Annotated in this window: 28 protein-coding genes and 1 pseudogene; 19 read left to right on the top strand and 10 right to left on the bottom strand. The window is 53.0% G+C overall.

Annotation, left to right across the window (positions count from 1 at the left end; genetic code table 11):
- Positions 1–61: 61 nt before the first annotated feature.
- From nirD to tsgA, 3 genes are all read right to left on the bottom strand, one after another.
- Entirely contained in the window at positions 62–388 is a 327-nt protein-coding gene (nirD, locus tag B9P82_RS11930) for a nitrite reductase small subunit NirD (RefSeq protein ID WP_016154780.1), read from the bottom strand.
- Positions 385–2,928 carry an NADPH-nitrite reductase large subunit gene (gene nirB / locus B9P82_RS11925; protein WP_016154779.1) on the bottom strand — a complete coding sequence of 848 codons (2,544 nt, stop codon included), beginning with the start codon at positions 2,926–2,928 and terminating at the stop codon, positions 385–387. Before nirB ends, nirD begins: the two co-directional genes overlap by 4 nt.
- Positions 2,929–3,255: 327 nt before the next feature.
- Positions 3,256–4,437: an MFS transporter TsgA gene (tsgA, locus tag B9P82_RS11920; RefSeq protein WP_016154778.1), complete on the bottom strand. Its 1,182-nt coding sequence runs from the start codon at positions 4,435–4,437 to the stop codon at positions 3,256–3,258.
- A gap of 264 nt (positions 4,438–4,701) precedes the next feature.
- On the opposite strand from tsgA, the gene ppiA reads away from it, so the two are divergent.
- The 5 genes from ppiA (at position 4,702) to B9P82_RS11895 (ending at position 8,038) form a co-directional block, all read left to right on the top strand.
- Complete coding sequence (ppiA, locus tag B9P82_RS11915; protein ID WP_003023595.1) at positions 4,702–5,274, top strand: peptidylprolyl isomerase A; 573 nt, start codon at positions 4,702–4,704, stop codon at positions 5,272–5,274.
- Positions 5,275–5,380: 106 nt separating this feature from the next.
- Positions 5,381–5,548: a YhfG family protein gene (locus tag B9P82_RS11910; RefSeq protein WP_016157626.1), complete on the top strand. Its 168-nt coding sequence runs from the start codon at positions 5,381–5,383 to the stop codon at positions 5,546–5,548.
- Positions 5,538–6,140 carry a putative adenosine monophosphate-protein transferase Fic gene (locus B9P82_RS11905; RefSeq protein WP_046275257.1) on the top strand — a complete coding sequence of 201 codons (603 nt, stop codon included), beginning with the start codon at positions 5,538–5,540 and terminating at the stop codon, positions 6,138–6,140. The genes B9P82_RS11910 and B9P82_RS11905 overlap by 11 nt, the downstream gene beginning before the upstream one ends.
- Before the next feature lie 31 nt (positions 6,141–6,171).
- Positions 6,172–6,735, top strand: a complete 564-nt coding sequence (gene pabA / locus B9P82_RS11900; protein ID WP_016154776.1) for an aminodeoxychorismate synthase component 2 — start codon at positions 6,172–6,174, stop codon at positions 6,733–6,735.
- Positions 6,736–6,820: 85 nt separating this feature from the next.
- Positions 6,821–8,038: a bifunctional acetylornithine/succinyldiaminopimelate transaminase gene (locus B9P82_RS11895; protein ID WP_019078160.1), complete on the top strand. Its 1,218-nt coding sequence runs from the start codon at positions 6,821–6,823 to the stop codon at positions 8,036–8,038.
- Between the two features lie 42 nt (positions 8,039–8,080).
- On the opposite strand, the gene B9P82_RS11890 is transcribed toward B9P82_RS11895, so the two are convergent.
- Positions 8,081–10,168, bottom strand: a complete 2,088-nt coding sequence (locus B9P82_RS11890; RefSeq protein ID WP_016154774.1) for a YccS/YhfK family putative transporter — start codon at positions 10,166–10,168, stop codon at positions 8,081–8,083.
- Positions 10,169–10,219: 51 nt separating this feature from the next.
- Entirely contained in the window at positions 10,220–10,852 is a 633-nt protein-coding gene (gene crp, locus B9P82_RS11885) for a cAMP-activated global transcriptional regulator CRP (RefSeq protein WP_000242758.1), read from the bottom strand.
- 308 nt (positions 10,853–11,160) lie between these two features.
- Here crp and B9P82_RS11870 point away from each other — a divergent pair, with 308 nt between their 5' ends.
- A complete protein-coding gene (locus B9P82_RS11870) occupies positions 11,161–11,568 on the top strand; it encodes an OsmC family protein (protein ID WP_016154773.1) in 408 nt (135 codons plus the stop codon).
- 93 nt (positions 11,569–11,661) lie between these two features.
- Here the strand turns inward: B9P82_RS11870 and B9P82_RS11865 are convergent, their stop codons facing one another.
- From B9P82_RS11865 to B9P82_RS11850, 4 genes and pseudogenes are all read right to left on the bottom strand, one after another.
- On the bottom strand, positions 11,662–12,531 hold the full coding sequence (locus B9P82_RS11865) for a phosphoribulokinase (RefSeq protein WP_003827751.1): 870 nt from the start codon (positions 12,529–12,531) through the stop codon (positions 11,662–11,664).
- A gap of 53 nt (positions 12,532–12,584) precedes the next feature.
- Positions 12,585–12,803, bottom strand: coding sequence for a YheU family protein (locus B9P82_RS11860; protein ID WP_003023615.1), 219 nt, complete (start codon positions 12,801–12,803; stop codon positions 12,585–12,587).
- Positions 12,800–13,868, bottom strand: a pseudogene (locus B9P82_RS11855) (hydrolase). Before B9P82_RS11855 ends, B9P82_RS11860 begins: the two are co-directional and overlap by 4 nt.
- Before the next feature lie 104 nt (positions 13,869–13,972).
- Positions 13,973–15,874 carry an ABC transporter ATP-binding protein gene (locus B9P82_RS11850; protein ID WP_049041318.1) on the bottom strand — a complete coding sequence of 634 codons (1,902 nt, stop codon included), beginning with the start codon at positions 15,872–15,874 and terminating at the stop codon, positions 13,973–13,975.
- Between the two features lie 132 nt (positions 15,875–16,006).
- Here B9P82_RS11850 and kefG point away from each other — a divergent pair, with 132 nt between their 5' ends.
- The 4 genes from kefG to slyD all read left to right on the top strand — a co-directional run bounded on the left by kefG (position 16,007) and on the right by slyD (position 19,272).
- A complete protein-coding gene (kefG, locus tag B9P82_RS11840; protein WP_003023629.1) occupies positions 16,007–16,558 on the top strand; it encodes a glutathione-regulated potassium-efflux system ancillary protein KefG in 552 nt (183 codons plus the stop codon).
- Positions 16,558–18,363 (top strand): glutathione-regulated potassium-efflux system protein KefB, encoded by a 1,806-nt coding sequence (gene kefB / locus B9P82_RS11835; RefSeq protein ID WP_101700382.1) that lies wholly within the window; start codon positions 16,558–16,560, stop codon positions 18,361–18,363. Before kefG ends, kefB begins: the two co-directional genes overlap by 1 nt.
- Positions 18,364–18,371: 8 nt before the next feature.
- A complete protein-coding gene (locus B9P82_RS11830; protein ID WP_016154768.1) occupies positions 18,372–18,572 on the top strand; it encodes a YheV family putative zinc ribbon protein in 201 nt (66 codons plus the stop codon).
- Between the two features lie 94 nt (positions 18,573–18,666).
- On the top strand, positions 18,667–19,272 hold the full coding sequence (slyD, locus tag B9P82_RS11825) for a peptidylprolyl isomerase (protein WP_003023634.1): 606 nt from the start codon (positions 18,667–18,669) through the stop codon (positions 19,270–19,272).
- A 49-nt stretch (positions 19,273–19,321) separates the two neighbouring features.
- Here the strand turns inward: slyD and B9P82_RS11820 are convergent, their stop codons facing one another.
- A complete protein-coding gene (locus B9P82_RS11820; protein ID WP_003023639.1) occupies positions 19,322–19,540 on the bottom strand; it encodes a protein SlyX in 219 nt (72 codons plus the stop codon).
- A 232-nt stretch (positions 19,541–19,772) separates the two neighbouring features.
- Between B9P82_RS11820 and fkpA the strand changes: the two genes are divergently transcribed.
- The 9 genes from fkpA to B9P82_RS11775 all read left to right on the top strand — a co-directional run.
- Positions 19,773–20,591: an FKBP-type peptidyl-prolyl cis-trans isomerase gene (gene fkpA, locus B9P82_RS11815; protein ID WP_016154767.1), complete on the top strand. Its 819-nt coding sequence runs from the start codon at positions 19,773–19,775 to the stop codon at positions 20,589–20,591.
- A gap of 167 nt (positions 20,592–20,758) precedes the next feature.
- Entirely contained in the window at positions 20,759–21,481 is a 723-nt protein-coding gene (locus tag B9P82_RS11810; protein WP_003023643.1) for a helix-turn-helix transcriptional regulator, read from the top strand.
- A complete protein-coding gene (tusD, locus tag B9P82_RS11805; RefSeq protein ID WP_016154766.1) occupies positions 21,481–21,867 on the top strand; it encodes a sulfurtransferase complex subunit TusD in 387 nt (128 codons plus the stop codon). The genes B9P82_RS11810 and tusD overlap by 1 nt, the downstream gene beginning before the upstream one ends.
- Positions 21,867–22,226 carry a sulfurtransferase complex subunit TusC gene (tusC, locus tag B9P82_RS11800; protein ID WP_016154765.1) on the top strand — a complete coding sequence of 120 codons (360 nt, stop codon included), beginning with the start codon at positions 21,867–21,869 and terminating at the stop codon, positions 22,224–22,226. Before tusD ends, tusC begins: the two co-directional genes overlap by 1 nt.
- A 7-nt stretch (positions 22,227–22,233) precedes the next feature.
- Complete coding sequence (tusB, locus tag B9P82_RS11795; RefSeq protein ID WP_016154764.1) at positions 22,234–22,521, top strand: sulfurtransferase complex subunit TusB; 288 nt, start codon at positions 22,234–22,236, stop codon at positions 22,519–22,521.
- A 125-nt stretch (positions 22,522–22,646) separates the two neighbouring features.
- Positions 22,647–23,021, top strand: coding sequence for a 30S ribosomal protein S12 (gene rpsL / locus B9P82_RS11790; protein ID WP_003023654.1), 375 nt, complete (start codon positions 22,647–22,649; stop codon positions 23,019–23,021).
- Positions 23,022–23,116: 95 nt separating this feature from the next.
- On the top strand, positions 23,117–23,587 hold the full coding sequence (gene rpsG / locus B9P82_RS11785; protein WP_016154763.1) for a 30S ribosomal protein S7: 471 nt from the start codon (positions 23,117–23,119) through the stop codon (positions 23,585–23,587).
- 96 nt (positions 23,588–23,683) lie between these two features.
- On the top strand, positions 23,684–25,798 hold the full coding sequence (gene fusA, locus B9P82_RS11780; RefSeq protein WP_016154762.1) for an elongation factor G: 2,115 nt from the start codon (positions 23,684–23,686) through the stop codon (positions 25,796–25,798).
- 69 nt (positions 25,799–25,867) lie between these two features.
- The coding region (locus B9P82_RS11775) for a GTP-binding protein (protein WP_000031686.1) at positions 25,868–26,165 on the top strand (298 nt) is incomplete at its 3' end.

The raw sequence follows: 26,165 nt of genomic DNA, 5'->3' as shown, positions 1-26,165 counted from the left end.
ACAAATAAAAGACCTACAAATACGTCAAAAAAGGGGAGGCGTTGCGCCTCCCAAAAATTTATTAACCGCGCAGTTGCACCGTGCCGTCTTTCACTCGGGCTTCGTAATGTTTCACGGAGAACTGTTCGTCTTCCATGCACAGACCGTCGCTTAAGCGAAAGCGCTGTTTTTTCAGCGGGCTGGCGACCCACAATTCGCCCTGATGTTCAGCAATCAGCCCACGAGAAAGCACGCTGGACTCGAAGAATGGGTCGATGTTGCTGATCGCAAACACCTGGTCGCTGTGATACGGGCGGAAAATCGCAACTTGCTCGCTACCTAACAGGGCGCAGACGCCTGTTGCAGGCAGAATGTCATCGATTTTGCAGATGTTTTTCCACTGGCTCATGCGTTTTCCTCCACCAGAGTCACCGGGATACGCTCATAGGGCGTGGCCGGACGATGTTGTTCACGTTCAGGCACAACCTGGACATTCGGATCGCGTTGATCGCTGTTGATAAAGTGTTTGAAGCGAACCTGTGCGGATGGGGTGTTAACTGTCTCTGTCCACTCGCAGACCACCGCTTCACGCAGACGGGCCATCTCTTCTTCCAGGTGCTGGTTCAGCCCCAGTTTGTCGTCGATGATGACCGATTTCAGATATTCGATACCGCCTTCCAGGTTGTCTAACCATGGTGCGGTTCGGGTCAGTTTGTCGGCGGTACGGATGTAGAACATCATGAAACGATCAAGGTATTTGAGCAGCGTTTCGCGGTCGATATCCGCTGCCAGCAGGTCTGCATGACGAGGTTTCATCCCGCCGTTACCGCAAACGTACAAGTTCCAGCCTTTCTCAGTGGCGATGATACCCACGTCTTTGCCCTGTGCTTCCGCACATTCACGGGTACAGCCGGAGACGCCGAATTTCATTTTGTGCGGGGTACGAATGCCCTTGTAGCGGTTTTCCAGCTCCACGCCGAATCCGACGCTATCGCCGACGCCATAACGGCACCAGGTGCTGCCTACGCAGGTTTTCGCCATCCGCAGCGCTTTGGCGTATGCGTGACCGGTTTCAAAGCCCGCTTCAATCAGCTGACGCCAGATTTCCGGCAGGTCATCTTTTTGCGCGCCGAACAGGCCGATACGCTGAGAACCGGTGATTTTGGTATACAGGTTAAATTCACGCGCGATACGGCCCACGGCCACGAGGCCTTCAGGAGTAATTTCTCCGCCCGCGGAGCGCGGGATCACGGAGTAGGTACCGTCTTTCTGGATGTTCGCCAGGAAGTTGTCGTTAGTGTCCTGCAGCGGCGTGTGCTGTGGTTTGAGGATGTACTCATTCCAGCAGGAGGCCAGCAGGGAACCTACGGTTGGTTTACACACTTCACAGCCGTAGCCTTTCCCGTGTTTTGCCAGCAGCTCTTCGAAGGTTTTAATTCCTTCTACACGGATCAGATGGAACAGTTCCTGACGCGAGTACGGGAAGTGTTCACACAGGTTGTTGTTAACTTCGATCCCCTGTTTCGCCAGTTCAGCGTTCAGGACCTGCGTTACCAACGGGATACACCCGCCGCAGCCGGTACCAGCTTTGGTTTCAGCTTTCAGCGCCGCAACGGTGTGGCAGCCTTTGTTGATAGCGGCGATCAGCATGCCTTTGGTGACGTCGAAGCAGGAGCAAATCTGCGCGCTGTCCGGCAGTTTATCGACACCGATAGACGGCTTACCGCTGCCCGCGTGAGCTGGCAGAATCAGTGAGTCTGGGTTTTCCGGCAGTTCGATGGCGTTCAGTACCAGCTGCAGCAGGTTGCCGTAATCGCTGGTGTCACCGACTAAAACCGCCCCGAGCAGGGTTTTGTTATCTTCGCTAACGATGAGGCGTTTGTAGACTTCTTTGCTTTCGTCGAGATAGACGTAGCTACGGGCGCCCGGCGTGCGCGCATGCGCGTCGCCAATCCCGCCGACGTCAACACCGAGCAGCTTCAGCTTGGCGCTCAGATCCGCGCCTTCAAAGGCGTTTTCGGTTTCGAGAATATGGTCAACGGCAACCTGCGCCATTTTGTAGCCTGGAGCGACCAGACCATACACGCGGTTGTTCCAGCTGGCGCATTCGCCGATGGCATAGATGTCCGGATCAGAAGTCTGGCAAGTATCGTTAATCACAATACCACCGCGCGGCGCAACGTCCAGACCGCATTGGGTGGCCAGTTTGTCGCGTGGGCGAATACCGGTAGAAAAGACGATGAAATCGACTTCCAGTTCGCTACCGTCGGCAAAACGCATGGTTTTGCGCGCTTCGGTGCCTTCCTGGACGATCTCTTTAGTGTTTTTGCTGGTGTGGACACGCACGCCCATGCTTTCAATTTTGCGACGTAACTGCTCGCCACCCATGTGATCCAGCTGTTCGGCCATCAGCATCGGGGCAAATTCAATCACGTGGGTTTCAACGCCTAGGCTTTTCAGCGCACCGGCGGCTTCCAGGCCCAGCAGGCCACCGCCGACGACGGCACCACGTTTGCTACGGCGCGCGCAAGACTCAATGGCGTTGAGGTCTTCGATGGTGCGGTAAACGAAGCAGTCTTGGGTTTCAGAACCTTTAATCGGCGGGATCCACGGATAAGAGCCTGTCGCCATGATCAGCTTATCGTAATAGACCGTACGACCCGCGCTGGAGTGGATCACCTTCTCCTGGCGGTTGATGGTGATTGCGCGCTCGCCCACTAACACCTTAACACCATGCTTCTCGTAGAATCCTTCACGCACCAGAGAAAGTTCTTCGGCTGTGTGGTGGGAGAAGTAGGACGACAGGTGGACACGGTCGTACGCTTTGCGGGGTTCTTCACAGAAGACGGTAATATCAAAATTGGCAGCGTCGGATTTATCAAGAAGATCCTCAATAAAGCGATGGCCGACCATACCATTACCGATAATAGCGAGTCTGACTTTGCTCATTTTTGCCTCGATTTCTTTTCTATTACTGCCTACCTTAACGATTCAGCAACCCCGCTTATTGATGCAAATCAAATTCGCCTTTATATACTCCTTAAGAGGTATATGGCTGATTTAACTGCATTTTTATAAGTTACGGAATTAACAGGCTTTTCGTGTTTGTATAAATAGCGTACAAATTAAGGGGTTTTTGTAAGAATTGGCCTACAGCACCAGAGAAAGAAGAGGGCGCGGGAATAGGCCGGAGGGCGTCTGCGCCTTATCCGGCCTACAAACAGCTTGTCTTGTAGGCCGGATAAGATGCGTTAGCATCGCCATCCGGCACTCAGATTAATGTGTTGCGGGTGCGTTATGCTGGCGATGACGCGTGACGAACCCAAGAATAAAGCACATCACGAATACGACCGCATACAAGCCGTTAGCCGTCTGCAATGCCGCCAGCGGACCGCTGTGCGCCACGATAGGGCCAGTGACCACGAAGGTGAGCATAGTACCGATGGTGCCACAGGTTAGAACGAAGTTAACCAGTTTAGGTGATGCGACCTTCGTCTGCTGGGAGCCGAGGGTAATGATGGTGGTATAAATCGCGCTGGAGAAGAAGCCCAACGTCAGAATGAACCACGGCATATGCTCCGGCGTACCGGTGATAAACAGATACATCAGGACGGTAGCCACACCCGCCAGTACGGTCAGGATGCGCTGCAAATCGAAGAAACGCAGGATAAAGCTAAATGCCCACATGCCAACCATGTAAGACATCCAGAAGTCGCTGACCAGTTTACCTGCATCGTTCAGGCTCATGCCCAGACTTTTGGCGTATTCCGGCACCCAGGAGATAAAGCCCAACTGACCGAGGATGTAGCACAGCGCGGCGATCGCCAGGAACAGCACGCCAATGCCCCATTTTTCTTTTACCACTGGCGCGTCCGGTTGCTGCGCGTGTTTACCCAGCGCCGGGAATTCGCAGCCGAAGGTCAGCAGGAAAATGGCGACGTATACCAGGCCGATGCAGGCATAAACCCAATACCATTCGATGCTGCGCGCTAACAGGAATGCTGCCACCATCGGAAAAATCATGCCGGCCATGCTGAAGAAGGAGTCAGTAAACAGCAGGCGGGAACCGCGCTGGCGACCTTCGTACATCTGAGTCACCAGGAACGTACCAATCGACATGGTGATACCGCTCACCAGACCCAGTACAAACATGGCGGCTGAGAACAAGGCCAGGCTATGGCTGAGCATCAGTCCGGCGACCGCCAGAACCATCAGGATAAAGCCAAAGCGCAACTGGGTTTTCAGTGGCACAATTTCCATCAGCCAGGCATTCAGAAAAATAGAGATCAGAATGCCGGCATTCAGAAAGGTGAAGGTGTTACTCATACTGGAAACGGGCAAATGGAAGTAATCTGCGATGTTTCCCATCACCATCCCGGTGACAATTACCAACGCGCCTGTCAGGGCGTAGGAGAGAAAGCTAATCCATGTGAGCTTGATGCGATTGCTGTTAGTCATGACTGGCCTGTATAGAAGTGTTAGGCGCATTGACTGCGCCGTGAGCGGGCAGATTTTAGGCGCTTTAGTGATGCATTTAAATGTTTATTGGTAATTACTTGCTACGTTACATTTTTTTATGTGATCTAGATCTCATTGAATCTTGAGGCTATAAGGTTACATTTGTTTCAAGTACGTAAAATTAAGTAAAGGGATGGCCTTGTTCTTGAAGGCTCTTTAGAATCAATTCACTTGCTTCATTTCTGCTCTTGTTAAGGAATTCTCATGCTCAAATCGACTCTGGCGGCTGTTGCAGCTGTTCTCGCTCTTTCTGCTCTCTCTCCCGCAGCACTGGCAGCAAAAGGTGACCCGCATGTCCTGCTGACAACCTCTGCCGGTAACATTGAGCTGGAGCTGAACAGTCAGAAAGCCCCGGTTTCAGTGCAAAACTTTGTCGATTATGTCAACAGCGGTTTCTATAACAACACCACGTTCCACCGCGTGATCCCTGGCTTCATGGTGCAGGGCGGCGGTTTTACCGAGCAGATGCAGCAGAAGAAACCTAACCCGCCAATCAAGAATGAAGCTGATAACGGACTGCGTAATACCCGCGGCACGATTGCCATGGCGCGTACAGCAGATAAAGACAGCGCGACCAGCCAGTTCTTTATCAACATTGCAGACAATGCGTTCCTCGATCACGGCCAGCGCGACTTTGGGTATGCGGTCTTCGGTAAAGTTGTGAAAGGTATGGATGTCGCGGATAAGATCTCTCAGGTGCAGACCCATGATGTTGGTCCTTACCAGAATGTCCCGTCAAAACCGATTGTTATCCTGTCTGCCAAAGTCCTGCCGTAAACGTCTTTTGCGCGGGCAGTTCTTGTCCGCGTTCTTCCCCTTCTCTGCGTAACCTGAAATTGCCGCTTATACTTGTGGCAAGTGTCGGCTCATTCAGGGAGGTCACGTGAAAAAACTCACCGATAAACAAAAGTCCAGACTCTGGGAACAACGGCGAAATGCCAATTTCCAGGCCAGTCGGCGGCTGGAAGGCGTGGATATTCCACGGGTGACTCTGAGCACGGAAGACGCCCTGGCGCGTCTTGAAGAGTTGAGGGGGCACTATGAGCGATAAATTCGGTGATGGACGCGATCCCTATTTGTATCCGGGCCTGAATGTCATGCGTAACCGTCTGGGGATTCATCAGGCGCAGCGCCTGGCGCAGGCGGCGTATGAACTGACGGCGCTGCGTGCGGCCACTATCGAATTAGGCCCGCTTAAACGGGGCTTGCCGCATCTGTGCGCCATTCATCGCCAACTGTATCGGGATATTTTTGACTGGGCGGGACATCTGCGAGAAGTGGATATTTACCAGGGCGAGACCCGCTTTTGCCATTTCGCTTATATCGAGAAAGAGGGCAATGCGCTGATGCAGGACCTGGAAGACGAGTCCTGGTTGGTGGGGTTACCGGAAGATAAGTTTGTGGATCGTCTTGCGCACTATTATTGCGAAATCAACATGCTGCATCCGTTTCGTATTGGCAGCGGTCTGGCGCAGCGAATTTTTTTCGAACAGTTAGCGATTCATGCCGGGTATATATTGAGCTGGGATGACATTCCGGTTGAGGAGTGGAACCTGGCTAATCAGAGTGGGGCGATGGGTGACCTGTCTGCGCTTAGGGCGATATTTCGTAAAGTGGTAAGCGAAGCCCCGGAAACTGAGTAGAATAGCGCGGTTCTTATGTACCGGAGCCGCCATGATCCTGCTTATCGATAACTATGATTCTTTTACCTGGAACCTGTACCAATACTTCTGCGAACTGGGCGCTGATGTCCTTGTCAGGCGCAACGACGAACTGACGCTGGCGCAAATCGACGCGCTAAGCCCGCAAAAAATCGTAATATCCCCAGGCCCCTGCACGCCGGATGACGCTGGTATCTCATTGGATGTTATTCGTCATTTCGCGGGCAAGACGCCCCTGCTGGGTGTTTGTCTGGGACATCAGGCTATGGCGCAGGCCTTTGGCGCGACAGTGGTTCGGGCAGCTAAAGTGATGCACGGTAAAACGTCGCCAATTACGCATAACGGGCAGGGTGTTTTTCAGGGGCTCGCCAACCCATTAACGGTGACGCGCTACCATTCTCTGGTGGTTGCCCCCGCGACGCTTCCTGACTGCTTTGAGGTGACGGCCTGGAGTGAAACGCAGGAGATTATGGGCATTCGTCACCGCGAGTGGGATATGGAAGGGGTGCAGTTTCACCCGGAGAGTATTCTCAGCGAACAGGGGCATCAACTGCTGGCTAATTTCCTCAACCGGTGATTTGTGGTTGCTATTCAGTGATTTTTTATTCATATTTTGTGATTATAATTTCACTAACATTTCTGCTTAACAGGGTGGCAATGACATGGCAACTGAACAAACTGCAATTACGCGCGCGACATTCGATGAAGTGATTCTGCCGATTTATGCACCGGCTGAGTTTATCCCGGTAAAAGGAAAAGGGAGTCGAGTCTGGGATCAACAGGGCAAAGAGTATGTTGATTTCGCGGGCGGCATTGCAGTTACTGCACTAGGGCATTGCCATCCGGCCCTGGTGGAGGCGTTAAAAACCCAGGGTGAAACCCTGTGGCATACCAGCAACGTTTTCACCAACGAACCGGCGTTGCGCCTGGGCCGTAAAATCATTGATGCGACCTTCGCCGAGCGCGTGCTGTTCATGAATTCGGGTACTGAAGCTAACGAAACCGCCTTTAAGCTGGCGCGCCACTATGCCTGCGTGCGCCATAGCCCGTTCAAAACCAAAATCATTGCCTTCCATAATGCGTTTCACGGTCGTTCGCTGTTTACCGTGTCCGTCGGCGGGCAGCCGAAATATTCTGACGGTTTTGGACCAAAACCAGCGGATATCATCCATGTACCGTTTAACGATCTGCATGCGGTCAAAGCGGTGATGGACGATCACACCTGTGCGGTGGTGGTTGAGCCTATTCAGGGGGAAGGCGGCGTCACTGCGGCAACGCCGGAATTCCTGCAAGGTTTGCGTGAACTTTGCGACCAACACCAGGCGCTATTGGTATTGGATGAAGTGCAGAGCGGGATGGGCCGTACCGGCGATCTGTTTGCCTATATGCACTACGGCGTGACGCCGGATATCCTCACCAGCGCGAAGGCCCTCGGCGGCGGCTTCCCGGTGAGCGCGGTGCTGACCACCCAAGAGATTGCCTCCGCATTTCATGTGGGTTCGCACGGTTCCACTTACGGTGGTAATCCGTTGGCCTGCGCAGTTGCGGGGGCCGCGTTTGATATCATCAACACGCCGGAAGTGTTGGAAGGTATTCAGGCTAAACGTCAGACGTTTGTCCAACATTTGCACAAAATTGATCAACAGTTCGACATTTTCAGCGATATTCGCGGGATGGGGCTGCTGATTGGCGCCGAGCTGAAGCCGCAGTTTAAAGGCCGGGCGCGCGATTTCCTGTATGCCGCCGCGCACGAAGGGGTGATGGTACTCAACGCCGGACCGGACGTGATGCGTTTCGCGCCGTCGCTGGTAGTTGAGCAGGCGGATATCGATGAAGGGATGCAGCGTTTCGCACAAGCGGTAGCGAAAGTCGTTGCCTGATTACCTGTTGCCGGATAAGCACAGCGCATCCGGCAGTCGATCTTAACCTTTCATGTCCCGCAGACGGCGGCTCAGCCAGATTCCGTGGTGCGGTCGCTGACGCCATGCTACCGACGAAATGGTGTGCATGGTGTTCAGATGCCCCAGTATCCGTTGCAGATGCTGCTCAAGGGTGCTTAACGGACCGTGGGACAGCATCTCTGGCGCTTCGAGAATATTCACATCGCCTGAGCTTCCCGGTCCGTCATATTCCAGCCGCTGCTGACAGCGCTGGAGCGCAATTTCACAGGATTCCAGATACCGCTGCGCTAAATCAGGCGTCAGCATTGTGTGTTCCCTTGCCAGTGTGGTCATCGCGTTGATGTGCTCGACGATGAACTGGCTGTGCGTGACCCACAGTTTCATGTCCGCCAGGTAGTGCGAGTTGAATCCTGGCTCCTGCATCGCCTGGTTCAGTGAGTTGAACAACGTGTTATGCGCCTGATTGACCCGCATGCGTTGATACGCCAGCGGCGTGGCCTGCGGATCGTTGCTGAGGATCAGGCGAATGGCCTCCTGATCGGCTTCTAACGCATCATGGGCGTTCTTACGCAGCAGGCCGCTCTGCCACTGCGGCCACAGCCAGAGTGTACCGCCAAAGGCGATTAAGCAGCCAATAACCGTATCGACAAACCGCGGCACGATAAACTGCTCTCCGTTCAGCGTCAGCAGTTGCAGGGTGTATACCGCCGTGACCGTAAAGCCGACGGTAGCCCAGCCGTAGTTTTTGCGCATGATCAGATAGCTACCCAGGGTAATCAGCAGCATGCCTGCCAGCGTGTAACCTTCCTGAATATGAAAGTGCAGGGTGACCCCGGCAATGACCAGTCCAACGAGCGTTCCTGCTGAACGGTGTAAAATACGTACCCGGGTTGCTCCGTAGCCATTTTGCGTGACGAACAGGATCGTCATCAAAATCCAGTAAGGCTTTGGCAGGTGTAAAGCGCTGCCCATCAGGCTGGCGATACTCAGCATGACACTGATGCGCCCGGCATTACGTAGCGCCGGCGATTTCAACGACAGATAGTTTTTCAGGGCCGGGATCAGCGGCAACCGACGCTGCTTGTCCGCCATTAAATCTCGGGCGTACAGCGGTCGCTGGGTGCGTAGCACGCGGGCAATACGGCTGAAGTGCCAGTAGCAAAATTGTCCCACCGGATTGTCCGGATGCTGGTTGGCGATTTTCTCCAGCGTGCCAATCTGCTTGTCCATCGAGAAACGGGTCGGCAAGCGGTGATACAAAATATCATCGGCCAGTACCCGAAGGCGTTCGGCGACGGTGCGCGCATTCCAGCGAATCACCTGTTCGGCGTGGCTACGTTCGACCAGCTTTTGCACCTCTTCCGGCTGGTGGAGGCTGACGGAAATATGCTCCTGCAAGTCCAGTGCCTCCTGAAAGGCACGCAGCAGGCGCTTGTAATCGTTGTTGCGATGCGCCGACAGCATATGCATTTGCTGGTAGCACTGGGTAATCAGATCCACCGCTTTCTGCTGGCGAACCAGCAGGGGAGGTAGCGCTTTTTCCGGATCGGCATGCTGGGTCAGCAGGCTGTACTTGGCCTCACAGTAATCGGCTAATTCACGGTACAACAAGCTGAGCGATTCACGGAGCGGCTGCTCGCGCCACATCCAGAACCAGAACCAGTTGAACAGGCCGTACCATAACGTGCCCAGCGCATAGATCAGCAACGGTTCCCAGACGGGCATGTTCCCGACCAGGCTTAGCGTGAAAATCGCGGCGATAAGTGAGGCCGGTAACAGTCTGGCATGCAGAGGGCTGAGCTCGGCGGTTACGCCAAGAATCAGCGTCAGCCCGGTGAGGATAAGCGGCAGCGGTATGGCCTGTGCCAGCAGCAACTGCATGATCAGACTGCAACCGGCAAACAAAGACGCGCCAATAGCTAAACGTTTGAAAAAGCGCTTGTGCGGGGTATCAAGGCCGGCAATGTTGCAACAGGCAGGGACCAGGGAGAAGAGGAGCCCCAGATGAAGCTGACCGATGATCAGACCAACAGCCACAGGTAAACATAGCACCAGCGTCTGCCGTAGTGCGTAGTTGATCTCTGGGTGGTATATCAGTCTTCGCCACATCGGTGTAAACAAAAGTGGCGCATCACTGAGTAACGCGCCACTTCGATGGGGTTAACGGGTGCCGTAGACGACGATGGTCTTACCGTGTGCGGAGATCAGGTTTTGATCTTCCAGCATCTTCAGAATACGACCAACGGTCTCACGGGAGCAGCCAACGATCTGACCGATTTCCTGACGGGTGATTTTAATCTGCATGCCGTCCGGGTGGGTCATCGCATCAGGCTGTTTCGCCAGATTCAGCAGAGTCTGCGCGATACGACCCGTTACGTCGAGGAAGGCAAGGTTGCCGACTTTTTCAGACGTGACCTGCAGGCGACGAGCCATCTGTGAAGACAGGCGCATCAGAATATCCGGGTTGACCTGGATTAATTGGCGAAATTTTTTGTAGGAAATTTCAGCGACTTCACATGCGGTTTTGGCACGTACCCAGGCGCTACGTTCCTGACCTTCTTCGAAGAGGCCTAATTCACCAATAAAATCGCCCTGATTCAGATAAGAAAGGATCATTTCTTTCCCTTCTTCATCTTTGATCAGCACTGCCACTGAGCCTTTAACGATGTAATACAACGTTTCCGCTTTTTCACCCTGGTGAATCAGCGTGCTCTTCGATGGGTACTTATGAATATGGCAATGAGACAAGAACCATTCGAGAGTCGGGTCTGTTTGCGGTTTGCCAAGCACCATGCGCGGTTATCCTCTGTTATAAGCTGTCTCCAGAGCCAGAAAACGACGCTGCCTCTGGGTTTGCAAAAATATGCTTCCCGCTACCTGGGAAAGGGGCTGTCAAAAATTAACTGCAGCCTGTAATGTGATGTCCTCTGCATACATGCAGTACGTCAATGTATTACTGTAGCATCCTGACTGTTTTAGCATAGCTTTCGCCGTGTGTCTCCTGGTGTCTCGCTTCAGCATGACGCAGGTCGCCTTCCGTTGCGAGAATTGTTATGTACGCGTAATCTGTCAGGAAAATTGAAACATTGGAGTTACGAAATATGCAAGCGCGTGTAAAGTGGGTTGAGGGGTTAACCTTCCTCGGTGAGTCCGCCTCTGGCCACCAAATTTTGATGGACGGTAACTCCGGTGATAAAGCGCCGAGCCCGATGGAAATGGTATTAATGGCTGCGGGTGGTTGCAGCGCAATTGATGTGGTTTCGATCCTGCAAAAAGGTCGTCAGGATGTGACCAACTGCGAAGTTAAACTGACCTCAGAGCGTCGTGATGAAGCGCCGCGCCTGTTTACCCACATTAACCTGCATTTCATCGTAACGGGTAACGATCTGAAAGATGCGTCCGTTTCGCGCGCAGTCGATCTCTCTGCGGAAAAATATTGCTCCGTGGCGCTGATGCTGGAAAAGGCGGTGAACATTACCCACTCCTATGAAGTGGTTGCTGCTTCGTGATGTCATGCCTGATGGCGTTTCACTTATCAGGCCTACAGGATATAAACGCGTAGGCCGGATAAGGCATCAGCCGCCATCCGGCAAAATAACACCTTACTCTATCTTTTTGCCTTCCATCAGTCGCTGGACCAGCGGCAGCATAATCAATTCCATCGCCAGACCCATTTTCCCGCCCGGAACAACCAACGTATTGATATGGGAAATGAATGATCCCTGCAGCATGGCCAGTAGCCACGGGAAGTCGATCCCTTCCAGGTTCCGAAAATGAATCACGACAAAGCTTTCATCCAGGGATGGAATACTTTTGGCGGCAAAGGGGTTGGAGGTATCAACGGTCGGTACGCGCTGGAAGTTAATGTGCGTACGGGAAAACTGCGGCGTAATGTAATTGATGTAATCGTCCATTGAGCGCACCACCGAGTCCATCACCGCTTCGCGCGAGTGTCCCCGCTCGCTGGTATCGCGGGTCAGCTTCTGAATCCATTCCAGGTTCACGATCGGCACTACGCCAACCAGCAGATCGACATGCCGGGCCACGTTTTGCTGTGGGGTTACGACGCCGCCGTGCAGTCCTTCATAGAACAGGACATCCGTCGGTTCAGGCAGCGGCTGCCAGGGCGTAAATGTACCCGGAACCTGATTCCACGGTACGGCCTCATCGTAAGTGTGCAGATATTTTCGCGACTGACCTTTGCCCGTCTGGCCGTATTCGATGAAGGTTTGCTCCAGCAGACCGAAGTCATTAGCTTCGGGGCCGAAATAGCTGATATGCCGCCCGGCATCGCGCGCTTTGCGAATCGCCATGTCCATTTCCGGACGGGTATAACGATGAAAACTGTCACCTTCCACCTCGGCGGCGCGCAGATTTAACTGCGCGAAAATTTTACGAAACGCGAGGCTGGTGGTGGTGGTCCCCGCGCCGCTGGACCCTGTTACCGCAATCACCGGATGTTTGGCAGACATAACAACTCCATGAATAGGTTGAATTTTTATTATAGTCGGCCGTCGGCTACGGATTACTCGTGAATCTGCTTCCTCGGCATAATGTTGACCGTTTCATGCAGTTCGGACCATACCAGCACGGCTTCACCAGATTGTAGTTGGCGTTTGACGTCGGCGACTTTTTGTTCGAGCGAGCGTTCATGTTCACCATAATCGGTGCCTTCGCGCAAGACAAAGCTTTCAATCAGATTGTCCAGCGCGTCCGGGGAGATATCTTGCCAGGGGATGATCATGATGATGCCTCCAGATACGTTGTCAGCCAGTCCGGGATTCTGGATTCCAGCCACATCTCAGGACGGCGCACCGTGCCGCCAATGAATCCGACGTGGCCGCCGTGTTCCGTCAGTTGATACTCTACCTGTGAGGGCAGATTTTCCGGTTTAGGGATCACGTGATGATCCATAAACGGATCGTCTTTGGCATGGATAATCAGCGTGGGTTTGGCAATCTGGTTGAGCAACGGCATAGCGCTACACTGACGGTAATAGTCTATAGCATCAGCGAAACCGTGGATTTTGGCGGTGATCAGATCGTCAAAATCGCGAATGCGACGCAGAGATTTCAACTGGCCCAGACTCACCGGCAGCGATCCTGGATACGCCTCTAGCTTACGCGAGGCATTGGCTTTCAACAGGTTTAGCAGGTAGCGCTGATAGACCCGGGAGAATCCCTTGTCCATATGGTAACTACAGGCTTCCAGCACGAAAGGCGCGGAAACGATAACCGCGGCATCAATTGGAATCTCAGTACCTTCTTTTGCCAGCAGGCAGGCCAGCATGTTTCCACCGAGCGAATAGCCTACCGCCGCGGTCGGCACGCGACCGAACTCACGTGCCAGCCAGTGTAAAAACCAGGTGCCATCTTCTGTCTCACCGGAGTGATAAATACGGTTCAGACGATTGGGTTCGCCGCTGCAGCCGCGAAAATGCATCACCACGCCCAGCCAGCCGCGCTTTTGCGCTGCTTCAATCAAGCCATGTGCGTACGGGCTGTTCAGACTGCCTTCCAGACCGTGAAAAACCACCAGGCGCGGTTTATGTTTCGCCTGTTGCGGATCTTCACTCCATGCCAGATCGACAAAATCACCGTCGGGCAATTCCAGACGCTGCCAGTGGGCGTCGAACTTCACCTTGCGGCGAATTAAACGCGGCAGCATCGTCTGCAGATGGCGGTTACTGATACCGCGCATCGGACGGAATTCTCGAGAATCGTCGGTAGGTGGAGTTATTTCTGTGGACGTGATTTCAACCATAACACCAGAGCAATTAATAATCGGAAAGAATAACTATACCGCGCACAGCGCGTGCGGGTTAGCCAATATGTGATTTTGTCGCGAGTCAGTCAGCAGGCAATCATCGGCTATAGTGCCGGATGGCGGCTTCGCCTTATCCGGCACTCATGATTACTCGGCCAGCATCTGCTCAAGCTGTTCCTGAGCCTCCAGCCAGGCCATCTCGCACTCTTCCAGTCCGGATTTCGCACTGGCCTGCTGCTGCAAGCATGCTGTGAGTTCGGCTTTGCGGCTTTGGTCGTACAGTTCGCTATCGCCGAGTTTTTCTTCCGCCTGCGCCAGCTGTGCGTGCAGTTTCTCCATCTCTTTTTCCAGGCGGGAAATCTCTTTACGTAGCGGTTGCGTCAGGGTGCGCAGTTCAGCTTCGCGACGCTTCTGGTCTTTACGCGCCTGGGCGCTGTTAACGCTCTCTTTTGCCGGTTCGTCGCTCTGGTTTTCCTGTTTTTGCACATCGCTCAGCCACTGCTGATAATCCTCAAGATCGCCATCAAACGGCTCGACTTTCTTGTCGTGCACCAGATAGAGGTCATCGGTAGTAGAGCGAATCAGGTGACGGTCGTGCGAGACCACAACCAGTGCGCCTTCGAAATCGATCAGCGCTTCGGTCAGCGCCTGACGCATATCCAAATCCAGGTGGTTGGTCGGTTCATCAAGCAGCAGCAGGTTCGGGCGCTGCCAGACGATCAATGCCAGCACCAGACGCGCTTTTTCACCTCCGGAGAAGCGGCGAGTCTCTTCGCTGACTTTATCGCCCTGGAAGCCGAATCCGCCGAGGTAGTCTCGCAGTTTCTGCTCCAGCTCCTGCGGCGCCATGCGCGCCAGGTGCTGAATCGGTGATTCATCGGCGCGCAAAAACTCCAGCTGGTGCTGTGCGAAGTAACCCAGCTTGATGCCTTTTGCCAGGCCAATCTCGCCGTTGATGGGGGCCAGTTCGCCGGCCAGCAACTTAATCAGCGTAGATTTACCCGCGCCGTTGCGTCCGAGCAGGCCGATGCGAGACCCCGGTACCAGATTCAGTTTGATCGAATCGAGAATGACGCGGTCGCCGTAGCCGGCGCTGACCTTTTCCATCTTTAACAGCGGGTTCGGCAGGCTTTCCGGCTCGCGGAAGCTGAAGTGGAACGGGTTGTCCACGTGCGCAGGGGCAATCAGCTCCATGCGTTCCAGCATTTTGATACGGCTCTGCGCCTGCTTTGCTTTGGTGGCTTTGGCGCGGAAACGATCGATATAGCTTTGCAGATGCGCCACGCGCTCCTGCTGGCTTTCGTACATTGCCTGTTGCTGTGCGAGGCGGGTCGCTCGCTGGATTTCAAACGCGCTGTAGTTGCCGGTGTACTCGAACATCGTTTGCTGTTCGATATGAATAATTTTATCCACCACCGGGTCGAGGAAGTCGCGGTCGTGGGAGATCAAAATCAGCGTGCCCTGATAGCTTTTCAGCCATCTTTCCAGCCAGATCACCGCGTCGAGATCGAGGTGGTTGGTCGGTTCATCGAGCAGCAGCAGGTCTGAACGGCAAATCAGCGCCTGAGCCAGGTTGAGACGCATACGCCAGCCACCGGAGAAATCGCTGACGGGACGTTCAAGCTGTTCGTTGGAGAAGCCGAGGCCATGCAGCAGGCTGGCGGCGCGTGAGCGCACAGTCCAGGCGTCGATGGCATCCAGCTTGCCATGGACGGTGGCAATGGCGTGTCCATCGTTACGTTCGTTGGCATCGTTCAACTGTGCTTCCAGTTGACGATACTCGCGGTCGCCGTCAATCACATACTCCAGCGCCGGCTGTGGCAACGCAGGCGTTTCCTGATTAACCCACGCGAGCTGCCAGTTTCCCGGATAGGTAAATCCTCCGGCGTCGGCGCTGAGTTCATTTTTCAGCAATGCCAGCAGGGTAGATTTACCGCAGCCATTTTTACCTACCAGGCCAACTTTCTGCCCTGGATTAATGGTGGCCGTGGCATTTTCCAGCAAGACGCGCACGCCGCGACGAATTTGTAACGATGAGAAAACAATCATAAGGCGCCGTATGTTCAGACTATGTTAATTTATCATTATGATAATGTAATGTGTGGGCCATTTGCCGCACCGAGGCGCAATGGTAGCCCAAAACGTCGAAAATAGACAAAAGACAAAACCGGGAGGGGGATGATGTTCCAGCCAGCGAAAGTCTTGCTGCTGTATGCCCATCCGGAATCTCAGGACTCGGTCGCGAACCGGGTACTGCTTAAACCGGCCATGCAGCTCAGCAATGTTACCGTGCACGACCTGTACGCGCACTATCCTGACTTTTTTATCGACATTCCGCATGAGCAGGCGCTGCTGCGCGAGCATGATGTGATTGTTTTTCAGCATCCGCTCTACACCTATAGCTGCCCGGCGTTGTTAAAGGAGTGGCTTGACCGAGTACTGAGCCGAGGATTTGCCAGCGGCCCTGGGGGGAATCAACTGGCGGGAAAGTACTGGCGGAGCGTTATCACTACCGGAGAGCCGGAAAGCGCCTACCGCTATGACGCGCTAAACCGTTATCCAATGAGCGATGTACTGCGCCCTTTTGAGCTAACGGCCGGTATGTGCCGCATGCACTGGATGAGCCCTATCATTGTCTACTGGGCCAGACGGCAAACGAAGCAGGAGCTGGACAGCCATGCGAAAGCGTATGGCGACTGGCTGGCGAATCCGATCCCTGTGGGAGGCCGCTGATGGAAGGTTCTGATTTATTGACTGCCGGCGTGTTGTTCCTCTTCGCGGCGGTGGCTGCAGTTCCTCTGGCCTCAAAACTGGGTATCGGTCCGGTGCTGGGTTACTTGCTGGCGGGGATTGCTATCGGCCCATGGGGATTAGGGTTCATCAGCGATGTGGATGAAATCTTACACTTTTCCGAACTGGGCGTAGTTTTTCTGATGTTCATCATTGGGCTGGAACTTAATCCAGCCAAACTGTGGCAATTGCGGCGTTCAATTTTTGGCGTCGGCGCCGCGCAGGTGATGCTAAGCGCGGTCGTGCTGGCAGGGCTACTGATGCTTACAGCGTTCTCCTGGCAGGCAGCAGTGGTTGGCGGCATTGGTCTGGCGATGTCATCGACTGCTATGGCGCTACAGTTGATGCGCGAAAAAGGCATGAATCGCAGTGAATCCGGACAGCTGGGCTTTTCGGTGCTGCTGTTTCAGGATCTGGCGGTGATCCCCGCGTTGGCGCTGGTTCCGCTGCTGGCGGGATCTGCTGACGAACATTTTGACTGGATCAAAGTGGGGATGAAGGTGCTGGCCTTTGCCGGCATGCTGATAGGCGGGCGTTATTTGCTGCGTCCGGTTTTCCGCTTTATTGCGGATTCTGGCGTGCGGGAAGTGTTCACCGCCGCCACGCTGCTGTTAGTGCTGGGTTCTGCTTTATTTATGGATGCGCTGGGTCTGTCGATGGCGCTGGGGACCTTTATCGCGGGCGTTCTGCTGGCGGAAAGTGAATACCGACATGAGCTGGAAACGGCAATCGATCCGTTTAAAGGCCTGTTGCTTGGCCTGTTTTTTATCTCCGTAGGTATGTCGCTTAACCTTGGCGTGCTCTATACCCATATTTTGTGGGTGGCGGCGAGCGTGATAGTGCTGGTGGTAGTAAAAATGCTGGTGCTGTATGTACTGGCGCATCTTAACGGCATGAGAAGCTCAGAACGGATGCAGTTTGCCGGGGTTTTAAGCCAGGGCGGTGAATTCGCTTTCGTGCTGTTTTCAACGGCCTCTTCCCAACGGCTGTTTCAGGGTGACCAAATGGCGCTGTTGTTGGTGACCGTCACGCTGTCGATGATGACCACGCCGTTGGTGATGAAGTTGATTGATAAATGGCTCTCCCGCCAGTTTAACGGCACGGATGAAGAAGATGAAAAACCCTGGGTGGAAGATGATAAACCGCAGGTAATTGTGGTGGGTTTCGGGCGCTTTGGTCAGGTTATTGGTCGTCTGTTGATGGCCAATAAAATGCGTATTACCGTCCTGGAAAGAGATATCAGCGCAGTGAATCTAATGCGCAAATATGGCTATAAGGTCTATTACGGTGATGCCACGCAGGTGGATCTGTTGCGTTCCGCGGGTGCAGAAGCCGCACAGTCTATTGTTATTACCTGTAATGAACCTGAAGACACTATGAAGCTGGTGGAGCTATGCCAACAGTATTTTCCGCATTTGCATATTCTTGCGCGTGCGCGCGGACGTGTAGAGGCGCATGAGTTATTACAGGCTGGTGTGACGCAGTTTTCCCGCGAAACATTTTCCAGTGCGCTGGAGTTAGGGCGAAAAACGCTGGTTACGCTAGGGATGCATCCGCACCAGGCTCAGCGCGCTCAGCTGCATTTTCGGCGGCTGGATATGCGCATGTTGCGGGAACTGATCCCCATGCACACGGATACGGTACAAATCTCCCGAGCCAGGGAAGCCCGGCGCGAGCTTGAGGAGATTTTCCAACGAGAGATGCAGCAAGAGCGACGTCAGCTGGATGGCTGGGATGAATTTGAGTAGAGGTAACCATGGCAATTCGTAAACGTTTTATCGCAGGCGCAAAATGTCCGTCCTGCCAGGCGCAGGATACGCTGGCGATGTGGCGCGAAAATAATATCGATATTGTTGAGTGTGTTAAGTGCGGTCATCAGATGCGGGAAGCGGATAAAGAGGCGCGCGAGCACGTTCGCAAAGAAGAGCAAGTGATCGGGATTTTTCATCCGGACTAGCGATATGGCGCAGCTTTTTTTAAGCTAGAGGGTACACGGGTGCAGAATTCCGCTACAATCTGCGCCACTATTCTTTCCATGCTCAGGAGATATCATGAAAGTAGCAAAGGACCTGGTGGTCAGCCTGGCCTATCAGGTACGTACAGAAGACGGTGTGTTGGTTGATGAGTCTCCGGTGAGTGCACCGCTGGACTACCTGCATGGTCACGGTTCCCTGATTTCTGGCCTGGAAACAGCGCTGGACGGTCATGAAGTTGGCGACAAATTCGATGTTGCTGTTGGCGCAAACGACGCATACGGTCAGTACGACGAAAACCTGGTGCAGCGCGTTCCTAAAGACGTCTTCATGGGCGTTGACGAACTGCAGGTTGGCATGCGTTTCCTGGCTGAAACTGACCAGGGTCCAGTACCGGTAGAAATTACCGAAGTGGAAGACGACCACGTGGTGGTTGACGGTAACCACATGCTGGCTGGCCAGAATCTGAAATTCAACGTAGAAGTTGTCGCTATCCGCGAAGCGACCGAAGAAGAGCTGGCTCACGGCCACGTTCACGGTGCGCACGGTCACGACCACGATCATGACCACGGTCATGACGGTTGCTGCGGTGGTCACGGTCACGACCATGGTCACGAGCACGGTGGCGAAGGCTGCTGCGGCGGTGGCGGTAAAGGTAACGGCGGCGGTTGCGGTTGCCACTAATCGGTATATGGCATAAAAAAAAGCGGGAATATCCCGCTTTTTTTATGTCTCAATAATGTGGCGGCGGGGTCTCTTCAGACTGCGACGCGATGTGGGACGGCTGCGTTGCCTTGAGCTTCTCCGTCAATAAACGCAGATGGTCGCGGAGTTTTGCCATTTCCAGTTCATGCGCGGTCACCGTCACGTTGAGCTCTTCAATGGTTATCTCCTGAAATGCCAGGCGACTTTCCAGTTCAGCCAGGCGAGTTTCCATTGTTGTATCCTGCATGATTCACCTCTTTCTTTTTTCTCCGGCAGATCGCGGACTGCGGCGAATTCTACTTAACTTTGCCTGTTTGCACAGCACTCAATCTTCGGTCACGAAACTAATTTAAACAAAAAGAGTCTGAAAAGTGGTGATAATAGGGCGTGCCCGTATGTTGATTTGTTCTGCAACGCTTTATAGTACATTTTTATGTTAGCTAACCTTGGGGTGAGATGCCCCGGCCCTGGAGATATGGATGAAATCACTGTTTAAAGTAACGCTGCTGGCGACCACAATGGCTGTTGCTCTGCATGCCCCGATCACCTTCGCTGCTGACGCTGCGAAACCAGCCGCTACTGCTGACAGCAAAGCAGCATTCAAGAATGACGACCAAAAAGCCGCTTACGCGCTGGGCGCGTCCCTGGGTCGTTATATGGAAAACTCTCTGAAAGAGCAGGAAAAACTGGGCATCAAACTGGATAAAGATCAGCTGATCGCTGGCGTTCAGGATGCGTTTGCAGACAAGAGCAAACTGTCTGACCAGGAAATCGAACAAACTCTGCAGGCGTTTGAAGCACGCGTGAAGAGCTCCGCTCAGGCGAAAATGGAAAAAGACGCGGCTGACAATGAAGCCAAAGGTAAAGTTTACCGCGAGAAATTTGCTAAAGAGAAGGGCGTTAAAACCTCTTCTACTGGCCTGGTCTATAAAGTAGAGAAAGAAGGTACCGGCGCTGCACCGAAAGATAGCGATACCGTGGTAGTCAACTACAAAGGTACGCTGATTGATGGTAAAGAGTTTGATAACTCTTATACCCGCGGTGAGCCGCTCTCTTTCCGTCTTGACGGTGTTATCCCAGGCTGGACCGAAGGCCTGAAAAACATCAAGAAAGGCGGCAAAATCCAGCTGGTTATCCCGCCGGATCTGGCTTACGGCAAAACCGGCGTACCGGGCATTCCGGCTAACTCTACGCTGGTCTTTGATGTTGAACTGTTAGACATCAAACCGGCACCGAAAGCCGATGCGCAGCCAGATGCTGCACCGGCAGCTAAAGCTGCGGACAGCAGCAAAAAGTAAGTAACCAGATACCGCCGCCCACAGGGCGGCGGTTTTTTATTATCGACAGGATATAATTAATACTGGAAAGCGCCTTGTGCGCTGTATTACTTTAGATGCCCCTATAATAGTGATGAGCCTGCCCTGACAACATAACGACAGGCTCCTGAAAAGGAGTGCTTTTTTTCATGTCCAGGTCGCTTTTAACCAACGAAACCAGTGAGCTAGATTTACTGGATCAACGTCCTTTCGATCAAACCGATTTCGATATCCTCAAATCCTACGAAGCGGTTGTGGACGGGTTGGCGATGCTCATTGGTTCCCATTGTGAAATCGTATTGCACTCTTTGCAGGATTTGAAATGCTCGGCCATCCGCATTGCTAACGGTGAACACACGGGCCGCAAAATTGGCTCGCCGATTACTGACCTTGCGTTGCGTATGCTGCATGATATGACGGGTGCGGATAGCAGCGTGTCGAAGTGTTACTTCACACGTGCGAAAAGCGGTGTCTTGATGAAGTCGGTGACGATTGCCATTCGCAACCGTGAGCATCGCGTGATTGGTCTGCTGTGCATCAACATGAACCTTGATGTTCCATTCTCGCAGATAATGAATACCTTTATTCCACCGGAAACCCCGGAAGTGGGTTCTGCCGTTAACTTCGCTTCTTCGGTGGAAGACCTGGTTACCCAAACGTTGGAATTCACGATTGAAGAAGTGAATGCCGATCGTAATGTTTCCAACAATGCCAAGAATCGCCAGATTGTCCTGAATCTGTATGAGAAAGGTATCTTCGATATTAAAGATGCCATTAACCAGGTCGCCGATCGGCTGAACATCTCCAAGCACACGGTTTACCTCTATATTCGTCAGTTCAAAAGCGGCGATTTCCAGGGGCAAGACAAGTAATGCGTTTTGCCATTATGGTGACGGGGCCAGCTTATGGCACGCAGCAGGCGAGCAGCGCGTTGCAATTTGCTCACGCGTTACTCAAAGAAGGGCATGAGCTATGCAGCGTCTTTTTCTATCGTGAAGGTGTGTATAACGCCAACTTCCTGACTTCACCTGCCAGTGATGAATATGATCTGGTGCGGGCCTGGCAACAGCTGAACCAGCAGCATGGCGTGACGCTGAATATCTGCGTAGCTGCGGCGCTGCGTCGCGGCGTCGTTGATGAAACAGAAGCGAAGCGACTGGGACTGGCAGGGGCTAATTTACAATCAGGTTTTAACCTCAGCGGGCTGGGTTCGCTGGCTGAGGCATCCCTGACCTGCGATCGCGTGGTGCAGTTTTAATGAAACGTGTTGCTTTTGTCTTTTCTACCGTGCCGCATGGCAGTTCGTCTGGCCGCGAAGGGTTAGATGCCTTACTGGCGACATCGGCGTTAACGGAAGACCTCGGCGTATTTTTTATCGGCGATGGCGTTTTTCAAATCCTCCAGGGACAACAGCCGGATGTCGTGCTGGCTCGCGACTATATCGCAACCTTCAAGCTGTTAGGGTTGTACGATATCGATCAATGTTGGCTTTGTGCCGCCTCGTTACGCGAGCGGGGCCTCCAGCAGGGGGATAATTTTGTGGTCGATGCGACAGCGTTGGAACCGGAAGATTTACGCCGTGAGCTAGGCAACTATGACGTCATTTTAAGGTTTTGAGATACTCATGCTGCACACATTACATCGTTCCGCGTGGCTTACCGATTTCTCCTCTCTTCTTCGCCTGATTGGTAAAGACGATGAACTTTTATTGCTTCAGGATGGCGTGACCGCGGCAATAGAAGGAAGCCGTTTCCTTGAAAGTCTGCAAAATGCCTCCATTAAGGTCTATGTACTGGAAGAAGACATTAAAGCTCGCGGCTTAGGTGGTCAAATTTCAGACAGTGTCGTCAGGGTTAGCTATACTGACTTCGTCAGACTTACGGTGAAGCATCCCAGCCAGATGTCCTGGTAATTGTGGGATCGTTGTATATTTCTTGACACCTTTTCGACACCGACCTAAAATTCTGCGTCCTCATATTGTATGAGGTCGTTTTATTACGTGTTTACGAAGCGAAAGCTACAACCAGGAGCTATTTAATGGCAACAGTTAACCAGCTGGTACGCAAACCACGCGCACGCAAAGTTGCAAAGAGCAACGTGCCTGCACTGGAAGCATGCCCGCAGAAACGTGGCGTATGTACTCGTGTATATACTACCACTCCTAAAAAACCAAACTCCGCACTGCGTAAAGTATGCCGTGTGCGTTTGACTAACGGTTTTGAAGTGACTTCCTACATCGGTGGTGAAGGTCACAACCTGCAGGAGCACTCCGTGATCCTGATCCGTGGCGGTCGTGTAAAAGACCTCCCGGGTGTTCGTTACCACACCGTTCGCGGTGCGCTTGACTGCTCCGGCGTTAAAGACCGTAAGCAATCACGCTCCAAGTATGGCGTGAAACGTCCTAAGGCTTAATGGTTCTCCGTTAAGTAAGGCCAAACGTTTTATATTAATGTCAAACTAAACTCGTAGAGTTTTGGACAATCCTGAATTAACAACGGAGTATTCCCATGCCACGTCGTCGCGTCATTGGTCAGCGTAAAATTCTGCCGGATCCTAAGTTCGGATCAGAGCTGCTGGCTAAATTTGTAAATATCCTGATGGTAGATGGTAAAAAATCTACTGCAGAAACCATCGTATACAGCGCGCTGGAGACCCTGGCTCAGCGTTCTGGTAAAGATGGCCTGGAAGCTTTTGAAGTAGCCCTTGAAAACGTGCGTCCGACTGTCGAAGTTAAGTCTCGCCGCGTTGGTGGTTCTACTTATCAGGTTCCAGTTGAAGTCCGTCCGGTTCGCCGTAATGCCCTGGCAATGCGTTGGATCGTTGAAGCTGCTCGTAAACGCGGTGATAAATCCATGGCTCTGCGCCTGGCGAACGAACTTTCTGATGCTGCAGAAAACAAAGGTACTGCAGTTAAGAAACGTGAAGACGTTCACCGTATGGCAGAAGCCAACAAGGCGTTCGCACACTACCGTTGGTAATCCCTTCGGAGTTTTAGTCACCAGGCGGGCGCTTCTAGTAAGCAGCCCGCTTTGGGCTACTTAAATTGAACGCCTAAAAGATAAACGAGGAATCAAATGGCTCGTACAACACCCATCGCGCGCTACCGTAACATCGGTATCAGTGCGCACATCGACGCCGGTAAAACCACTACTACCGAACGTATTCTGTTCTACACCGGTGTAAACCATAAAATCGGTGAAGTTCATGACGGCGCAGCCACCATGGACTGGATGGAACAGGAGCAGGAGCGTGGTATTACTATCACCTCCGCAGCGACTACTGCATTCTGGTCTGGTATGGCTAAGCAGTATGAACCGCATCGCGTTAACATCATCGACACCCCGGGGCACGTTGACTTCACTATCGAAGTAGAACGTTCCATGCGTGTGCTTGATGGTGCAGTAATGGTTTACTGCGCAGTTGGTGGTGTTCAGCCTCAGTCTGAAACCGTATGGCGTCAGGCAAACAAATATAAAGTTCCACGCATTGCGTTCGTTAACAAAATGGACCGTATGGGTGCGAACTTCCTGAAAGTTGTTGGTCAGATCAAAACCCGTCTGGGCGCGAACCCTGTTCCGCTGCAGTTGGCGATTGGCGCTGAAGAAGCGTTCACCGGTGTTGTTGACCTGGTGAAAATGAAAGCCATCAACTGGAACGAAGAAGATGCAGGCGTAACCTTCACTTATGAAGATATCCCGGCTGACATGCAGGAACTGGCTGAAGAATGGCACCAGAACCTGATCGAGTCCGCTGCGGAAGCTTCAGAAGAGCTGATGGAGAAATACCTGGGTGGTGAAGAACTGACTGAAGAAGAGATCAAAAAAGCTCTGCGTCAGCGCGTTCTGAACAACGAAATCATCCTGGTAACCTGTGGTTCTGCGTTCAAGAACAAAGGTGTTCAGGCGATGCTGGATGCGGTAATTGATTACCTGCCATCCCCAGTCGACGTACCTGCGATCAACGGTATTCTGGACGACGGTAAAGATACTCCGGCTGAGCGTCATGCTAGCGATGAAGAGCCGTTTGCTGCTCTGGCATTCAAAATCGCTACCGACCCGTTCGTGGGTAACCTGACCTTCTTCCGCGTGTACTCTGGTGTGGTTAACTCCGGTGACACCATCCTGAACTCAGTGAAAACTGCACGCGAGCGTTTTGGCCGTATCGTACAGATGCACGCTAACAAACGTGAAGAGATCAAAGAAGTTCGCGCGGGCGATATCGCTGCTGCTATCGGTCTGAAAGACGTGACCACTGGTGACACTCTGTGTGACCCGGATCACCCGATCATTCTGGAGCGTATGGAATTCCCTGAGCCGGTAATCTCCATCGCGGTAGAACCGAAAACCAAAGCTGACCAGGAAAAAATGGGTCTGGCTCTGGGCCGTCTGGCTAAAGAAGACCCGTCATTCCGCGTTTGGACTGACGAAGAATCTAACCAGACCATTATCGCCGGTATGGGTGAGCTGCACCTCGACATCATCGTTGACCGTATGAAGCGTGAATTCAACGTTGAAGCGAACGTCGGTAAACCTCAGGTTGCTTACCGTGAAGCGATTCGCGCGAAAGTTACCGATATCGAAGGTAAACACGCTAAGCAGTCTGGTGGTCGCGGTCAGTACGGTCATGTTGTTATCGACATGTACCCGCTGGAGCCGGGTTCAAACCCGAAAGGCTACGAGTTCATCAACGACATCAAAGGTGGTGTAATTCCTGGCGAATACATCCCGGCCGTTGATAAAGGCATCCAGGAACAGCTGAAATCTGGCCCGCTGGCTGGTTACCCGGTTGTTGATCTGGGCGTGCGTCTGCACTTCGGTTCTTACCATGACGTTGACTCCTCTGAGCTGGCGTTTAAACTGGCCGCTTCTATCGCCTTCAAAGATGGCTTTAAGAAAGCGAAACCAGTTCTGCTTGAGCCTATCATGAAGGTTGAAGTAGAGACTCCGGAAGAGAACACCGGTGACGTAATCGGTGACTTGAGCCGCCGTCGTGGTATGCTTCGTGGTCAGGAATCCAACGTCACTGGCGTTGTTATCCATGCTGAAGTTCCGCTGTCTGAAATGTTCGGATATGCAACCCAGCTGCGTTCTCTGACCAAAGGCCGTGCTTCTTACTCCATGGAGTTCCTGAAGTACGACGATGCGCCGAACAACGTTGCTCAGGCCGTTATTGAAGCCCGTGGTAAATAAGCCACAGGATTAAAACCTAAGTCCCGTGCTCTCTCCCCAGGGGAGAGCACTATAGTAAGGAATATAGCCGTGTCTAAAGAAAAATTTGAACGTACAAAACCGCACGTTAACGTCGGCACCATCGGCCACGTTGACCACGGTAAAACTACCCTGACCGCTGCAATCACCACCGTACTGGCTAAAACCTACGGCGGTGCTGCTCGTGCATTCGACCAGATCGATAACGCGCCGGAAGAAAAAGCTCGTGGTATCACCATCAACACCTCTCACGTTGAATATGACACCCCGACTCGCCACTACGCACACGTAGACTGCCCGGGCCACGCCGACTATGTTAAAAACATGATCACCGGTGCTGCGCAGATGG

Source organism: Citrobacter sp. L55 (assembly GCF_002850715.1).
Classification (GTDB): domain Bacteria; phylum Pseudomonadota; class Gammaproteobacteria; order Enterobacterales; family Enterobacteriaceae; genus Citrobacter; species Citrobacter braakii.
Note: the sequence above shows the minus strand (reverse complement) of the source record. Positions and strands in the feature narration are given on the sequence as shown.

Excerpts from the sequence above, each read along its gene's own strand:
- B9P82_RS11905 (WP_046275257.1), top strand. The coding sequence starts at position 5,538 with ATGAGCGATAAATTCGGTGATGGACGCGATCCCTATTTGTATCCGGGC.
- B9P82_RS11820 (WP_003023639.1), bottom strand. The coding sequence starts at position 19,540 with ATGCAGGATACAACAATGGAAACTCGCCTGGCTGAACTGGAAAGTCGC.
- B9P82_RS11830 (WP_016154768.1), top strand. The coding sequence starts at position 18,372 with ATGGCAATTCGTAAACGTTTTATCGCAGGCGCAAAATGTCCGTCCTGC.
- B9P82_RS11890 (WP_016154774.1), bottom strand. The coding sequence starts at position 10,168 with ATGTGGCGAAGACTGATATACCACCCAGAGATCAACTACGCACTACGG.
- pabA (WP_016154776.1), top strand. The coding sequence starts at position 6,172 with ATGATCCTGCTTATCGATAACTATGATTCTTTTACCTGGAACCTGTAC.
- nirB (WP_016154779.1), bottom strand. The coding sequence starts at position 2,928 with ATGAGCAAAGTCAGACTCGCTATTATCGGTAATGGTATGGTCGGCCAT.
- tusC (WP_016154765.1), top strand. The coding sequence starts at position 21,867 with ATGAAACGTGTTGCTTTTGTCTTTTCTACCGTGCCGCATGGCAGTTCG.
- kefG (WP_003023629.1), top strand. The coding sequence starts at position 16,007 with ATGTTCCAGCCAGCGAAAGTCTTGCTGCTGTATGCCCATCCGGAATCT.
- ppiA (WP_003023595.1), top strand. The coding sequence starts at position 4,702 with ATGCTCAAATCGACTCTGGCGGCTGTTGCAGCTGTTCTCGCTCTTTCT.
- tusB (WP_016154764.1), top strand. The coding sequence starts at position 22,234 with ATGCTGCACACATTACATCGTTCCGCGTGGCTTACCGATTTCTCCTCT.
- fkpA (WP_016154767.1), top strand. The coding sequence starts at position 19,773 with ATGAAATCACTGTTTAAAGTAACGCTGCTGGCGACCACAATGGCTGTT.
- fusA (WP_016154762.1), top strand. The coding sequence starts at position 23,684 with ATGGCTCGTACAACACCCATCGCGCGCTACCGTAACATCGGTATCAGT.
- tsgA (WP_016154778.1), bottom strand. The coding sequence starts at position 4,437 with ATGACTAACAGCAATCGCATCAAGCTCACATGGATTAGCTTTCTCTCC.
- crp (WP_000242758.1), bottom strand. The coding sequence starts at position 10,852 with ATGGTGCTTGGCAAACCGCAAACAGACCCGACTCTCGAATGGTTCTTG.
- slyD (WP_003023634.1), top strand. The coding sequence starts at position 18,667 with ATGAAAGTAGCAAAGGACCTGGTGGTCAGCCTGGCCTATCAGGTACGT.
- B9P82_RS11860 (WP_003023615.1), bottom strand. The coding sequence starts at position 12,803 with ATGATCATCCCCTGGCAAGATATCTCCCCGGACGCGCTGGACAATCTG.
- B9P82_RS11870 (WP_016154773.1), top strand. The coding sequence starts at position 11,161 with ATGCAAGCGCGTGTAAAGTGGGTTGAGGGGTTAACCTTCCTCGGTGAG.
- B9P82_RS11865 (WP_003827751.1), bottom strand. The coding sequence starts at position 12,531 with ATGTCTGCCAAACATCCGGTGATTGCGGTAACAGGGTCCAGCGGCGCG.
- B9P82_RS11810 (WP_003023643.1), top strand. The coding sequence starts at position 20,759 with ATGTCCAGGTCGCTTTTAACCAACGAAACCAGTGAGCTAGATTTACTG.
- tusD (WP_016154766.1), top strand. The coding sequence starts at position 21,481 with ATGCGTTTTGCCATTATGGTGACGGGGCCAGCTTATGGCACGCAGCAG.
- B9P82_RS11895 (WP_019078160.1), top strand. The coding sequence starts at position 6,821 with ATGGCAACTGAACAAACTGCAATTACGCGCGCGACATTCGATGAAGTG.
- rpsG (WP_016154763.1), top strand. The coding sequence starts at position 23,117 with ATGCCACGTCGTCGCGTCATTGGTCAGCGTAAAATTCTGCCGGATCCT.
- kefB (WP_101700382.1), top strand. The coding sequence starts at position 16,558 with ATGGAAGGTTCTGATTTATTGACTGCCGGCGTGTTGTTCCTCTTCGCG.
- nirD (WP_016154780.1), bottom strand. The coding sequence starts at position 388 with ATGAGCCAGTGGAAAAACATCTGCAAAATCGATGACATTCTGCCTGCA.
- B9P82_RS11850 (WP_049041318.1), bottom strand. The coding sequence starts at position 15,874 with ATGATTGTTTTCTCATCGTTACAAATTCGTCGCGGCGTGCGCGTCTTG.
- rpsL (WP_003023654.1), top strand. The coding sequence starts at position 22,647 with ATGGCAACAGTTAACCAGCTGGTACGCAAACCACGCGCACGCAAAGTT.